We start from the raw sequence: 13,405 nt of genomic DNA, 5'->3' as shown, positions 1-13,405 counted from the left end.
ATCCATGAATCACCGCGAACAGCCCCGGACGCCTGCTCAAGGTCTCCGTCACCCGTCAGGTTCCACCTTCGATCCACTCTCGGTTGGTGAACCCTGGGAATCCTGCTCCGCCGATCCGCACCTCAGCTCCGCGCCCGAACCAGGTACACCCGGTCGCGCACCGCACGGTGACGACCTCGACCTGCACATCGGATGGGACCGCTTCGAACAACTGACCCTCGCCGTAGCGCGTAATGTGCTCGGTCTGAGAGGAATCAGATTCCGTCGATACGGTGTCCCTGGGCAAACACAACACGGTATCGATCTCGCTGGGCGCGAACCGGATGGTCGTTACTCCGTCATCCAATGCAAAGACTACGCAGAGTTCACTGCGGCAGACCTCCAGAAGGCCGTAACAGCATTCGCCGCGGGCAGGCGCCCCTTCGATGCCTACCGCTTCATCGTGGCCACTTCGGCACCCACACAGACCACGCAGGTAGCCGACAAGCTTGCCGCGCTTCAGGATGAGCACGCCGACCTTGAACTGGACTTGTGGGGATCCGAGCAGATCAACGAACATTTGCGCCATCTAGGTGATGTGGTCGCACGATTCTGGACCCGTGAGACAGCCGTCACGTTCTGCACCGGCGCCCCCCTCCTCGGGTTCCCCGTACCCTTGCCGGACCGCCAGGAGCAAGCACAGCGGATCCTGGTCGGTCCGTTGAAGGTGAACGACGTCGCTCCGTTTCTCCGCCAGGCCGAGGGACAGCGTGTGGCCGCTCCGGAAGAATCCGCACGGATCTATGGCGACTTGGCCGAAAGGCTCGAGGGCGCCGGTTTCCGGGGACACGCCGTCGCCATGCGGAGCAAACAGCTAGCGGCCCTCGTGGATGCCCAACTTGCCGACGAAGCTGCTGAGCTTGCTGCGCCTCTCGCGGTGACAGCTCTCCATTTCGGCGACCGGCTCGAACCAAGGAGACTGCTGAAGCAGCTTGAGGAACTGGCACGCGACGCGACAGTGTCCATGACTCGGCACGTCGCCCGCACTCAGCTGCACGCCCAGCTGATCGGTGCGGCCGTGAGAAGCGTTCTGCACCCCACGGGCGACTTCATCAGCCTGGAGCGCGCTCTGAACGAAGGCTCCTCGGAGGCACCCGCCTATCAGCCACTCCTGGTCCTGCTGCTGGGCGAGCAACTCTTGGCGTCGGATCCCGACCGGCTCGAGACCCTGGATTCACTCTTCCAAAACGCGATTCACCGTGCAGGAGAACGTCAATCCGACCAAGTCACCGAGGACACCGTCATTCGACTGCGTCTGGTGCGCGCCTCTTACAGCACCGTGGAACGCAATCAACTCAATCGATCGGCCCGCCGCCATGAATTCACAGGACGTCATGCGGCTTTGATCAATGCGCGTGAAGCGCGCCTGTGCGCTCTAGAAGGCCGACCGGACGAAGCCCTTGAGTGCTGGCGCGACGCAGTCTACGAAGCCATTCACGCCGGGCTCTCCGACGAAGCCGCCGACTGGCTCTATGCCATCCGAGCCGTAAACGCCCAGTACGGTCCGGTCACCGCGGACATCGATGACGAACATCGCCTGGCACAGGCCATTCGGGCGACGGGGAGCGGACACCTGCTCGACCGAATGCGTGACCCCAAGCAGCAGGCGCTGTGGGCGAGGGTGGCCGACAAGCCCGTTGAAGCCGTGCTGTCCGCTCGCCGCTGGCTTGCTGACACCATCATCACGGGCAGTTGGGCGGACGAGATGGCGGCGCTGGAATTTCTGGGTGACCTCTACCGAGACGGTCAGGAGCCTGCTCTGGCGGCAAAATTCTACGAGCGCGCCGGCAAGGCCAAGAAGCTCAAGGAGATGGCTGCCGAAGGCGATGTCGTGCTTCCTGTGGGAGCCATCGATGACTCACCGTGGTGGACGCTTTACGCGCGCGCCACGCTCATCGAAGCACAAGCGGACCTGATCGACGATGGTCTGGCCGGCTCGCTTCTGGGCACGTTGACGACTGTGGCTGAGCGCGGCCGGGCAGGCGAGCTGATGGACTCCCCCTTCCACAACCTCGCGCACCAGGCTGTGAGAAGCGCATGTGCCCTGGCAGCACGCGGAACCCCGTCCCAGGCTATGACACTTCTGGACCTGTTGGCACCCGACGTGCCTCGAGGACCCAACCAGTACCACCACTCCGACGACTGCCACGCAGCCGCGTGCCTCGACATGACCCGAGCACATCCCGCCATTGCCCTGGCCGCTCTCACCCGACTCTTCGACCTCGCAGATGGCGGCGCGCAGAAGGCACTCGAACTCGTCGTGCAGGACGAGGTGATCGAAATGCTGGCGGAACGACAACCTCACGCGGGCCTCCCCGCCGGAAAAGCTGACCACGATCTGCCCGAGGCCGGCCTGAGAGCGCTGCGGAGCCGAATCGGCCACCTTGACGACAAGGGCCTCTACCTAGCCGATGTCGCACGGTCCCTGGTCGACCCGGAGCATCGTGCCGTCCGTGAGCGCGCGGCGCAGGCGTGCGTACGCATTCGGCAGCGACCCGCCCCCACGCCGGGCGTTGCCTCCTTCGGAACGCGGCTGGTGACCGACGCCTATTTGGTCACCAGCCTCGACGAGGATGACCGCACCCTGTGTCTCATGAAGCTGCTGGACATCGCAAGGGACGCGCGTGAGGTCGCCATGAGCAGGCGGGACGCCCTGGACGGTGCCCGCAACCTGGTCATCGATGCCTCCGCCGAGGTCCGGCAGCAGGTGTTCCGATCCGCCCAGAGCTTCGTCCAAGGTGAGCAGGAAGACAGCTACCTGGACGGCGAAATGACCGGCAGGCCGCACCCGCTCAGCTCGGTCAAGATCTCCATGGGCTCGGCCTCCCTTCGCGGTGCGGCCCTGCTCTTGGCTTTCGCGTCGGCCACCGGCCCAGCAGACCAAGCCTGGGTCTGCGCTCAGGCGATCAGCCTCCTCGCTACCGAGGACACCGCGGACCTGCATGCTGCGGCGACCGCACTCAGCAGGCTGCCGCAGGAGATCGCCGCCGGGGTCGACGCCAGCCTCATGGCCGCTCACAGCCACGTCGGGGTCCGCCAGGCAAGCGCCATCATGTGCATGCAGAACGCAGAGCAGTACCGGGACACAGCGATGCGACTGGCCCACGACAGTAACTTCCGAGTGCGACGCGTGCTGGCCGAAGCCGCCGTTCGAGCCGCCTCGCGGGGATGTCGCCCGGCAGAAGAGATCCTCGACTTGCTTTCCCTCGACCCTCGCCACAGCGTCCGTGCAGCGGCCCGCCGCGGTACCCGCTCGTGACCGGAACCGCACGAACGCCCGAGGGCCGCCGTCTCCCCTGGGGAGACGGCGGCCCTCGCTGGCGCTAGTGCTACGGCGCGGCTTAGAGGTCGAAGTACAGCTCGAACTCGTGCGGGTGCGGGCGCAGGGCGATCGGGGCGATCTCGTGCGTGCGCTTGTAGTCGATCCAGGTCTCGATCAGGTCGGAGGTGAAGACGCCGCCGGCCTGGAGGTACTCGTTGTCGTCCTCGAGCGCGCGCAGGACGGCGTCGAGCGAGGTCGGGACCTGCGGGACGCTCGCGTGCTCGTCGGGCGAGAGCTCGTAGAGGTCCTTGTCGATCGGCTCCATCGGCTCGATCTTGTTCTTCACGCCGTCGAGGCCCGCGAGCAGCAGCGCCGAGAAGGCGAGGTACGGGTTGGACGACGGGTCCGGGGCGCGGAACTCGACGCGCTTGGCCTTCGGGTTCGAGCCCGTGATCGGGATGCGCATGGCCGCGGAGCGGTTGCGCTGCGAGTAGACCATGTTGACCGGGGCCTCGAAGCCGGGCACCAGGCGGTGGTAGGAGTTCACCGTCGGGTTGGTGAACGCCAGCAGCGACGGCGCGTGCTTGAGGATGCCGCCGATGTAGTAACGGGCGGTGTCCGAGAGGCCCGCGTAGCCGGCCTCGTCGTAGAACAGCGGGTCGCCGTTCGCCCACAGCGACTGGTGCACGTGCATGCCCGAGCCGTTGTCGCCGAAGATCGGCTTCGGCATGAAGGTCGCGGTCTTGCCGTTGCGCCAGGCGACGTTCTTCACGATGTACTTGAAGAGCATCAGGTCGTCGGCCGCGGCGAGCAGCGTGTTGAACTTGTAGTTGATCTCGGCCTGGCCACCGGTGCCGACCTCGTGGTGCTGGCGCTCGACCTGGAGGCCCTGGCGGTCCAGTTCGAGGGAGATCTCGGCGCGCAGGTCGGCGAAGTGGTCGACCGGGGCGACGGGGAAGTAGCCGCCCTTGTAGCGGACCTTGTAGCCACGGTTGTTCTCGGTCGAACCCGTGTTCCAGGCGCCGGCCTCGGAGTCGATGTGGTAGAAGCTCTCGTTCGCGCTGGTCGCGAAGCGCACGTTGTCGAACACGTAGAACTCGGCCTCGGGGCCGAAGTACGCGGTGTCGGCGATGCCGGTGGAGGCGAGGTACGCCTCGGCCTTCTTCGCGATGTTGCGCGGGTCGCGGCTGTACGCCTCGCCCGTGATCGGGTCGTGGATGAAGAAGTTGATGTTCAGCGTCTTGTCGCGGCGGAACGGGTCCACACGGGCCGTGGACAGGTCCGCGCGCAGCGCCATGTCCGACTCGTGGATCGCCTGGAAGCCGCGGATCGAGGAGCCGTCGAACGCCAGTTCATCGTCCGGGTTGAAGACGCCTGCCGGGATCGTGAAGTGCTGCATCACTCCGGGCAGGTCGCAGAAGCGGACGTCGACCATCTTGACGTCGTTGTCTGCGATGTACTTCTTCACTTCGTCGGCGTTCTGGAACATCCAACTCCTCCTACTCCCGACCCCCCGGGCGGGGGCGGGCTGCATAGCGCGTGGTGCGTCCAGTGCGGTGGCGCACGCTGACCCGACCATAAGCAGACGGGATTTCTCAAGCATGACCCATTTGTTTCGCACAAGTTAACCAGGGTCCCGGCGAAGGCGCCGGGAACACCACGGGTACCGTGGTCGGGTGGACAACAGGCAAGCAATCGGATCGTGGCTCTCCGGCCCGCGCGCGGCCGCCGAGGAGATGGGCGCCGACTTCGGCTACCCGGGCCAGCGGCTCGGCCTCCCCCAGGAGGGACCGGGCTCCGTGGCGCGGTTCGGCCGTCGGCTGGGCGCCGTGGCCATCGACTGGATCGGCTGCCAGATCATCGCGTACGGCCTGATCACGCGGGGCGGCGCGAGCGCGACGGGCAACTGGACGCTGGCGCTCTTCGTCACCCTGGCCGTCCTCACGGTGGGCACCGTGGGCTTCACCCCCGGCAAGCGGATCCTCGGCCTCCGGGTGATCTCGGAGGACGGCGGCCGCCTCGGCTTCGGGCGCGTGGTGCTCCGTACCCTGCTGCTGGCCCTGGTCATCCCGGCGGTCATCTGGGACCGCGACGCCCGCGGCCTGCACGACCGCCTCTCCCGCGCGGTCCAGGTCCGCATCTGACAAGAAGCAGGACGAGCACGTGGGGCGCCCCCGGTCATCGACCGGGGGCGCCCCACGTGGCGTGTGTCGTCTTGTATGCAATGCGCGCGGGTCAGCCGCGCGGCGGCCGCTGACCGCCCCGGGCGCCGCGGCCGGGGAGCGGACCCTTCGGGATGGGCATGTTGCTCATCAGGTCGCCCATGGCGCGGAGCTTGTCGTTCACCGCGGTGATCTGGGGGCCCTGCAGGACGCGCGGGAGCTTGAGGAGCGTCGTGCGCACCTTCTTCAGCGGCACCTCGCCCTCGCCCGTGCCGACGATCACGGTGTGCACCGGGATGTCCGGCATGATGCGCGCCAGTTTCTTCTTCTCGGCGGCGAGCAGGCTCTTCACCCGGTTCGGGTTGCCCTCGGCCACCAGCACGACGCCCGCCTTGCCGACGGCGCGGTGCACGATGTCCTGCTGGCGGCTCATCGCGATGGCGGGGGTGGTGGTCCAGCCCCGTCCCACGTTGTCCAGTACCGCCGCGGCCGCGCCGGGCTGGCCCTCCATCTGTCCGAAGGCGGCGGCCTCGGCACGCCGTCCGAAGATGATCGCCATCGCCAGGAACGCCACCAGGAGACCCAGGATGCCCAGATAGACCGGGTGACCGATCAGGAAGCCGATCCCGAGGAAGACACCAAAGGTGACGATTCCCACGCCCGCGACGATGAGGCCGACCTTGGGGTCGGCCTTACGGGTCATCTTGTACGTCAGGGCGATCTGCTTCAGTCGCCCGGGGTTCGCAGCAGTCTCTGCGTTTGACTTCCTCGCCATGCAGCGAAGTTTACGTGGCCTGCGGGGTCCGGGTCGCCGCGGCCTCGAGTACGTGCTCGGTTTCGACCCGGTCCTTGGCCCTTCGGCGGTCTTCCAGGACCGCCGTCCAGGCGTTGCGACGCGCGCCGCTCATGAGCAGCGACTCGATGCCCCGGAAGGCATCGGTGAACGACGGGATGGCGATGGCGCGAACGGGCGCGGCCTGCATGTCGATCCCTCTCTGGTGCTCTCGTCGATGGAGCTGCGTGGTTCCGCGGTGCGGAACGGGGTGGTGCGCGGTGGTGCGGGGGTGGTGCGCGTGCGCCGGGGCGTGCGCCGCACGCGCTCGCCGCGTACGGCGCGTGTGCGGTGCGTGGATCCAGCGTCACTGATTGGTGTTACCAGGGCATGACCGACTGGTCAAACGGTGATGAAACATTGACGCGGCCCACCAGGTGTCTCCCTTGAGAGAGCCTAGGGGCCGCGTCGCCGTGCTGTTACTGCCTGGTAAGACTTTGTGCGCGAATTCACACAGTCGTGCGGTGGTCCATCGCCTGCTGGTACAGCCGGCCGGCGCGGTACGAGGACCGCACCAGCGGACCCGACATGACGCCGGAGAAACCGATGTCCTCGGCCTCCTTGGCCAGCTCCACGAACTCGGCCGGCTTCACCCAGCGCTCCACGGGGTGGTGCCGCGGCGAGGGCCGCAGGTACTGGGTGATCGTGATGAGTTCGCAACCCGCGCCGTGCAGGTCCTTGAGCGCCTGGGTGACTTCCTCGCGCTCCTCGCCCATGCCGAGGATCAGGTTCGACTTGGTGACCAGGCCGTACTCGCGCGCCTTGGTGATCACGTCCAGCGAGCGCTCGTAGCGGAAGCCGGGGCGGATCCGCTTGAAGATCCGCGGGACCGTCTCGACGTTGTGCGCGAAGACCTCGGGGCGGGAGGCGAAGACCTCCTCCAGCAGCTCCGGCACGGCGTTGAAGTCCGGGGCGAGCAGCTCGACCTTGGTGTGGCCGCCTTCGCGGCCCGCCGTCTGCTGGTGGATCTGGCGCACCGTCTCGGCGTACAGCCAGGCACCGCCGTCCGGCAGGTCGTCGCGGGCGACGCCGGTGATGGTCGCGTAGTTCAGGTCCATGGTGACCACGGACTCGCCCACACGGCGCGGCTCGTCGCGGTCCAGGGCCTCGGGCTTGCCCGTGTCGATCTGGCAGAAGTCGCAGCGCCGGGTGCACTGGTCGCCGCCGATGAGGAAGGTGGCCTCGCGGTCCTCCCAGCATTCGTAGATGTTCGGACAGCCCGCTTCCTGGCACACCGTGTGCAGTCCTTCGCCCTTCACCAGGGCCTGCATCTTGGTGTATTCGGGGCCCATCTTCGCCCGGGTCTTGATCCACTCGGGCTTGCGCTCGATGGGCGTCTGGGCGTTACGGACCTCAAGGCGCAGCATCTTGCGTCCGTCGGGTGCGACTGCGGACACGACCGGCTCCCTGTGACTTCGATTCTTCGGCGCCCACCAGGGTACGCCCGTAATTTCATACGTTCTTACGTCGGCCAACCTGCGGGCGGCCGGGCTCATTCCCCGCGACTACGACGCCGCGGGCTCGATGACGCGGGGCCGCGGCTCCGCGCCCGTGAGGACGTCCCTGAGGTGGCCCTCGACGACCGGCAGCACCTCGGCGATGGTGATCTCGCGGCCCAGTTCGTACGAGAGCGAGGTCACACCGGCGTCGCGGATGCCGCAGGGGACGATCCGGTCGAACCAGGTGTTGTCGGGGTTCACGTTGATCGCGAAGCCGTGCATCGTGACGCCCTTGGCGACGCGGATGCCGATGGCGGCGAGCTTGCGGTCCTCGCGGCGCTGGCCGGCGTTGGACGGCGCGTACTCGGGCCCGTTCAGCCGGGGGTCGAACTCCTCGTCCGCCAGCCGCGGGTCGAAGTCCAGCGACAGGCCGCCGGTCTTCGGCCGGTCCTCGACGGGGTCGCCGAGCACCCAGACGCCGGAGCGGCCCTCGACCCGCGTGGTCTCCAGACCGAAGTCGGCGGCGGTGCGGATCAGCGCGTCCTCCAGCCGCCGGACGTGGGCGACCACGTCCACCGGGCGGGGCAGCTTCATGATCGGGTAGCCGACGAGCTGGCCGGGGCCGTGCCAGGTGATCTTGCCGCCGCGGTCCACGTCGACCACCGGGGTGCCGTCCAGGGGGCGCTCGTTGTCGGCCGTGCGCCGTCCCGCCGTGTAGACGGGCGGGTGCTCCAGCAGCAGGCAGGTGTCCTCGGTCTCGTCGGCGAAGCGCGCGGCGTGGACCCGCCGCTGCTCTTCCCAGGCCTCGGTGTACTCGACGGCATCCGGCCCGAAGCCCAGATGGACAAACCGCAGCTCAGCCACCGCAGCGCCTCCTCGTTGAACCCGCTGTGCGTGCATATCGCACCCATATCGCACCCACCCAGCGTACGGCGCTCCCGCCGCCGCTCGGCAGGCCCCCTACGCGGGCCCCGCGGCCGGGCCCTGCGGCGGCCCCGGTGGCGGGCCCGGCGGCCCGGGCGGCGCCGCCGGCGGCCGGCGGGTCCTGCGGCGGCCCCGGGACGGGCGGTCCGGGTCCTCGTCGGCCCGCGGCAGCCGCCGGTGCCCCTCGGAGTGGTCGTTCACCCAGCCGCACACCCCGCAGGCGTAGCGCCCGTCGAGCCCGGCGATCAGCGTGCCGCACCGCCGGCACTCGGCTTCGGTTATCTCGGGCGCGGGAAGCGGTGCGGTCGATTCCGGCGCGGCGTCCGGGGCGGTGTCCGGGGCGGCATCCGCGACGGCTTCCGGTACGGAACGCCGCTCCTGGGGCGAGCGGGTCATACCGGCAGCTTATGCGCGGGGGTGGCGGAGGCGTCCGTAAAGCGCCTGCCCGGTTCTTCGCACGATCGGATGAATGTGGGATAGAAGGGGCGGTCCGGGCGGAGCCGACCGCTACATTCACGCCGTTCACAGGGCCGGGACACCGGTCCGTCACGTCAGGAGACCGTGGAGCCGATGACGGAACGACCTGCCCAGCGCGTCCCCAACCGGCAGCTCGCGGCACTGATCGCCGAGGCCGGGTTCTCCAATGCCGGGCTCGCCCGCCGCGTCGACCAGCTAGGGCTGGAGCACGGTCTCGATCTGCGGTACGACAAAACCTCCGTCACCCGGTGGCTGCGCGGCCAGCAACCGCGCGGGACCACCCCCGCGCTGATCGCCGAGGTGTTCACCCGGCGGCTCGGCCGGCGGCTCTCGGCGCAGGACCTCGGGCTGGACGCCTGCGCTCCGGTCTACGCCGGACTGGAGTTCGCGGCCACCCCCGAGGAAGCGGTGGACATCGCGAGCGGCCTGTGGCGCAAGGACTCCGGTTCGCACGCCGAGCTGCGGAAGATCGCCTTCACCCCGGCCGGGCTCGTCGTGCCCAGCCGGGACTGGCTGATCGGCCGGGCCGACGAGCGGGTCGGCCGCGGCGCGGACGCGGACGCCTCCCGGATCCCGGCCCAGGGCCGGTCCACCGTGCCCCGCCAGCGCCAGACCGACCGGGGACCCGGCCAACGGGTCACCTCCGGGGACATCGCGGCGCTCAGATCGGTCGGCGACCTCTTCCGGGCCCTGGACCACGCCTACGGCGGCGGCCACGCCCGCCAGGCCCTGGTGCGCTACCTGGAGCACGAGGCCGAACCGATGCTGCGCGGCACCTACAGCGAGAACTCCGGCCGGCGGCTCTTCGCGGCCGCCGCCGACCTGACCCGGCTGGCGGGCTGGACCTCGTACGACATCGCCGCCCACGGGCTGGCCCAGCGCTACTTCGTGCAGGCCCTGCGCCTCGCCCAGGCCGCCGGGGACCGGCCCTACGGCGCCTACGTCCTGGTCACCATGAGCCGCCAGGCGGTCTACCTCGGCCACGGGCGCGAGGCCGTCCAGCTGGCCCGGGTCGCCCAGCAGGGCGTCGGCTCGGGCCCGCCCCAGGTGGTCCAGGGGCTGCTGCACGCGGCGGAGGCCCGGGGGCACGCGGTGCTGGGCGAGGTACGGGCGGCCACCGCCTCCCTCGTCCGGGCGGAGCGGGCGCTCGGCGCGGCGCGCCCCGGGGACGACGTGCCGCACTGGGCGCGCACCTTCGACGAGGGGGAGCTGGCCGACGAGTTCGGGCACTGCCACCGCGACCTCCAGCAGTACCGGGCCTCCGCGCAGCACGCCGAGCGCGCGCTCCAGCTGCGGGCGCCGGGCTTCGCGCGCTCGCGGCTGTTCTGCCGCGTGGTGCTGGCCACGGCCCGGCTGGGGCTGGGCGAGCTGGACCAGGCCTGCGCGCTGGGCGCGGAGGCGGCGCAGCAGGCGATGGAGATGCGCTCGGCGCGCGCGGTGGAGTACGTACGGGACTTCGAGCGGCGGCTGGAGCCCTACCGGGACGCGGCGGCCGTACGGACCTACCGGGACCGGGTGGCGTCGCTGGCGTAGGCGTCGCTCGCGTAGGCGCCCCCGGCCCGGGGCGCACCGGGGGCCCGGCTCCCGGGAGGGAACCGGGCCCCGCACCGGGTGGTTTCAGGCCGCCGCCGGGACGACGGGCGTGGCGGCCGGCACCGGGATGCCGAAGTCGCGCAGGACGGCGGTCGTCGCGCGGCGCGCCGAATGCAGTGCGCCCTGGACCGTGTTGGTGTCCCGGTGGTCGCCGCACACGTACAGCCCGGCCAGCACCCGGACCGTGCGCCGCATGTCGTAGGGCGCGGGCATGGCCGGAACGGCCTCGGGCGTGTGGTGGACGGCGAGCAGCTCCCAGTCCCGGGTGGAGGTCTCGTAGAGCCGGGCGAGGCGGGAGGCCACCGTCCGGGCGGGCGGCGGCGGACCGAGGACGGTGGTGCTGACGAGCGACCGCCCGGCCGGGGCGCGGCTCGGGTCGACGGCGCTCATCACGGTGGTGTGGGCGACCGGCCACCGGGGATCGCCGTCGAGCAGGAGCGAGCCGTCCCAGGGCAGTACGGCGGCGGTCGCGTGGTGGATGACGGTGACCTGGTGGAAGCGGGGCACCCGCAGGCCGGGCAGCAGCTCGGCCGCGGCGCGGGCGCCGGTGGCGAGCAGGACGGAGCGGCAGGCGAAGTCGCCGTGCTCCTCGGTGGTCACCAGGTTGGTGGCCACCGAGCGCACGCGCACGCCGGTGCGCACGGTGCCGGGCGGCAGGCCGGCCGCGAGGAGCGCGGGCAGCGCGGCGGCGCCGCCCTCGGGCACCGCGAGGCGGCCGCGGGCGAAGCGGCGCAGCGCGAGGTCGGCGACGCGGCTGGAGGTGGTGAGGTCCGGGTCGCAGAGCAGGGTGGCGAGCAGCGGCCGCAGGACCCCGGCGACCGTGCGCGGGGGCAGGGTCCGGGTGCGCAGCGCGGCGAGCGCGGTGCGCTCGGGCCGGGCCAGGATCCGTTCCTCGGGCAGTGCGGCGAGACGGCCGAGCGCGGCGCTGAGCCGGGCCTGGTCGAACGAGCCGCTGGCGAGGGCGCGGGCCGGGGTGAGGGCTCCGGCCCGGACCTGTTTGCCATCGGTGTGGACGAGGACGCCGGGCGCGAAGGGCCGCAGGACCAGGTCCTCCAGGGCGGGTGTGCGGGCGAGTTCCGGGTACGAGGTGTTGAGGAGCTGACCGACCCGGTCCAGCCGGAATCCGTCGGTCCGCTCGGTGGCCATCCGGCCGCCGGGATCGTCGGCGGCCTCCAGGACGGTGACGCTGACCCCCGCTGCGATCAGATGGTGTGCCGCCGTGAGTCCTGAGACTCCGGCTCCTACGATGACTACGTCCGCATGGTGTGCGCTGCTGAGCACGTGCCCCTCCCCGAGGTCGGCGCGGCTTGTCTGGTCCTCCTTCCCCCAACCGGCTCCAGCAGAACCCGAGTTGGACGCGCTTTTTCGAACAGTTCCCGTTGCGTACCGGTCGCACTGCGGACACATCCGGGTCGCATGGGGGTCACGAACGGTCGCACGGGCAGGGGCGGCCGCCCGGCGGTGCGCCCCGGGTCCGCCCGGGCCCGTGCGAGGGGAGGGCCTACGCCAGCGCGGCCCGGATCGCGTCCTCGATCCCGGGGTGGCGGAAGACGAATCCGGACTCCAGCAGCCGTGCGGGGCGCACCCGCTGACTGCCCAGCACGTCCTCGGCGAACTCCCCCAGCGCGAGCCGCATCGCCGCGGCCGGTACGGCGCAGACGGTCGGCCGCCGCAGTACGCGCCCCATCGCCGCGGTCACCTCGCGGTTGGTCAGGGGCTCCGGAGCGGTCAGGTTCACCGGGCCGGACAGGGCGGGGGTGTCGATCAGGTGACGCAGGGCCGCGATCTCGTCGTGTAGGGAGATGTACGACCAGTACTGGCGGCCGTCGCCGAGGCGGCCGCCGAGGCCGGCCCGGAACACCGGGAAGAGCTTGCCCCAGGCGCCGCCCTCGGCCGCGACGACCAGGCCCGTGCGGGCGAAGACGGTCCGTACGCCGGCGGCGTGGGCGGGGGCTGCGGCCGCCTCCCACTCGACGCAGACGGAGGGCAGGAAGCCGGTGCCCGCCGGGGCGCTCTCGTCCACGGCCCGCTGCCCGGTGTCGCCGTAGTAGCCGATGGCGGAGCCGCAGACCAGTACGGCGGGGGGCCGCTCCGCTGCCGCGACGGCCGTGGCGATCGCGGTGGTGCCGAGCACGCGGCTCTCCCGGATCTCCCGCTTGTACGCCGCGGACCAGCGGTGGTCCCCGACGCCCGCCCCGGCGAGGTGCACGACGGCGTCGGCGCCGGTGAGGGTGCCGGGGGCGACGTATCCGCGGCGCGGGTCCCATTCGGCCTCGTCCGCGGCGGCGGGAGCGCGGCGGACGAGGCGCACGATGTCGTGGCCGTCCGTGCGGAGCGAACGTACGAGGGCCGACCCGATGAGACCGGCGGAGCCGGTGACCACGATGCGCATCCCCCCATCCTGCCCCGCCTTCCCCGGGGGCACCGCCACCAAGCCCCCCGGGCCCCGTCACCCAGCCCCGGCGTGCCGCCCCAGCCTCGCCGGCACGGGAGCCCCCCTACGCCCACCCTCAGCCCCGCCGGCGTTTGAGGCGCGAGTCCGGGCAGACCCCGGGGCTCCGACCCGCTCCCTCCAGCCCCGCCGGCGTTTGAGGCGCGAGTCCGGGCAGACCCCGGGGCTCCGACCCGCCCCCTCCAGCCCCGCCGGCGGAGATCGGTAGAGCGTGGGGGGGGGAAG

At 70.8% G+C, this 13,405-nt stretch carries 11 protein-coding genes; 3 read left to right on the top strand and 8 right to left on the bottom strand.

Features of this window, described 5'->3' with window-relative positions; all coding sequences use genetic code 11:
- The first annotated feature begins 4 nt into the window (after positions 1 to 4).
- The gene (locus tag ABZY31_RS14920; RefSeq protein ID WP_356409577.1) at positions 5 to 3,298 is read left to right on the top strand and encodes a hypothetical protein; all 3,294 of its coding nucleotides are present in this window, start codon (positions 5 to 7) and stop codon (positions 3,296 to 3,298) included.
- A gap of 82 nt (positions 3,299 to 3,380) precedes the next feature.
- Here the strand turns inward: ABZY31_RS14920 and glnA are convergent, their stop codons facing one another.
- Positions 3,381 to 4,790, bottom strand: coding sequence for a type I glutamate--ammonia ligase (glnA, locus tag ABZY31_RS14915; protein WP_356409575.1), 1,410 nt, complete (start codon positions 4,788 to 4,790; stop codon positions 3,381 to 3,383).
- A gap of 187 nt (positions 4,791 to 4,977) precedes the next feature.
- On the opposite strand from glnA, the gene ABZY31_RS14910 reads away from it, so the two are divergent.
- Entirely contained in the window at positions 4,978 to 5,445 is a 468-nt protein-coding gene (locus ABZY31_RS14910; protein WP_356409572.1) for an RDD family protein, read from the top strand.
- A 91-nt stretch (positions 5,446 to 5,536) separates the two neighbouring features.
- Here ABZY31_RS14910 and ABZY31_RS14905 read toward each other — a convergent pair whose 3' ends face one another.
- The 5 genes from ABZY31_RS14905 to ABZY31_RS14885 form a co-directional block, all read right to left on the bottom strand.
- Positions 5,537 to 6,238, bottom strand: coding sequence for a DUF4191 domain-containing protein (locus ABZY31_RS14905; protein ID WP_356409569.1), 702 nt, complete (start codon positions 6,236 to 6,238; stop codon positions 5,537 to 5,539).
- 10 nt (positions 6,239 to 6,248) lie between these two features.
- Positions 6,249 to 6,446, bottom strand: coding sequence for a hypothetical protein (locus ABZY31_RS14900; protein WP_214937012.1), 198 nt, complete (start codon positions 6,444 to 6,446; stop codon positions 6,249 to 6,251).
- 298 nt (positions 6,447 to 6,744) lie between these two features.
- Positions 6,745 to 7,692, bottom strand: coding sequence for a lipoyl synthase (gene lipA / locus ABZY31_RS14895; RefSeq protein ID WP_356409566.1), 948 nt, complete (start codon positions 7,690 to 7,692; stop codon positions 6,745 to 6,747).
- A gap of 108 nt (positions 7,693 to 7,800) precedes the next feature.
- A complete protein-coding gene (gene lipB / locus ABZY31_RS14890) occupies positions 7,801 to 8,598 on the bottom strand; it encodes a lipoyl(octanoyl) transferase LipB (protein WP_356409564.1) in 798 nt (265 codons plus the stop codon).
- 96 nt (positions 8,599 to 8,694) lie between these two features.
- Positions 8,695 to 9,054 carry a hypothetical protein gene (locus ABZY31_RS14885; RefSeq protein ID WP_356409562.1) on the bottom strand — a complete coding sequence of 120 codons (360 nt, stop codon included), beginning with the start codon at positions 9,052 to 9,054 and terminating at the stop codon, positions 8,695 to 8,697.
- A 174-nt stretch (positions 9,055 to 9,228) separates the two neighbouring features.
- Between ABZY31_RS14885 and ABZY31_RS14880 the strand changes: the two genes are divergently transcribed.
- Positions 9,229 to 10,668 carry a regulator gene (locus ABZY31_RS14880; RefSeq protein WP_356409559.1) on the top strand — a complete coding sequence of 480 codons (1,440 nt, stop codon included), beginning with the start codon at positions 9,229 to 9,231 and terminating at the stop codon, positions 10,666 to 10,668.
- An 84-nt stretch (positions 10,669 to 10,752) separates the two neighbouring features.
- Here the strand turns inward: ABZY31_RS14880 and ABZY31_RS14875 are convergent, their stop codons facing one another.
- On the bottom strand, positions 10,753 to 12,009 hold the full coding sequence (locus ABZY31_RS14875; RefSeq protein WP_356409556.1) for an NAD(P)/FAD-dependent oxidoreductase: 1,257 nt from the start codon (positions 12,007 to 12,009) through the stop codon (positions 10,753 to 10,755).
- A gap of 220 nt (positions 12,010 to 12,229) precedes the next feature.
- Complete coding sequence (locus ABZY31_RS14870) at positions 12,230 to 13,120, bottom strand: TIGR01777 family oxidoreductase (protein WP_356409553.1); 891 nt, start codon at positions 13,118 to 13,120, stop codon at positions 12,230 to 12,232.
- Positions 13,121 to 13,405: the final 285 nt, after the last annotated feature.

The organism is Streptomyces sp. NPDC006529 (genome assembly GCF_040611795.1).
Lineage (GTDB): Bacteria > Actinomycetota > Actinomycetes > Streptomycetales > Streptomycetaceae > Streptomyces.
This window is presented reverse-complemented; position numbering and strand designations above follow the sequence as displayed.

What these genes read in the sequence shown, in the direction of transcription:
- ABZY31_RS14920 (WP_356409577.1), top strand. Translation starts at nt 5, where the DNA reads ATGAATCACCGCGAACAGCCCCGGACGCCTGCTCAAGGTCTCCGTCAC.
- glnA (WP_356409575.1), bottom strand. Translation starts at nt 4,790, where the DNA reads ATGTTCCAGAACGCCGACGAAGTGAAGAAGTACATCGCAGACAACGAC.
- ABZY31_RS14905 (WP_356409569.1), bottom strand. Translation starts at nt 6,238, where the DNA reads ATGGCGAGGAAGTCAAACGCAGAGACTGCTGCGAACCCCGGGCGACTG.
- ABZY31_RS14900 (WP_214937012.1), bottom strand. Translation starts at nt 6,446, where the DNA reads ATGCAGGCCGCGCCCGTTCGCGCCATCGCCATCCCGTCGTTCACCGAT.
- ABZY31_RS14885 (WP_356409562.1), bottom strand. Translation starts at nt 9,054, where the DNA reads ATGACCCGCTCGCCCCAGGAGCGGCGTTCCGTACCGGAAGCCGTCGCG.
- ABZY31_RS14880 (WP_356409559.1), top strand. Translation starts at nt 9,229, where the DNA reads ATGACGGAACGACCTGCCCAGCGCGTCCCCAACCGGCAGCTCGCGGCA.
- ABZY31_RS14870 (WP_356409553.1), bottom strand. Translation starts at nt 13,120, where the DNA reads ATGCGCATCGTGGTCACCGGCTCCGCCGGTCTCATCGGGTCGGCCCTC.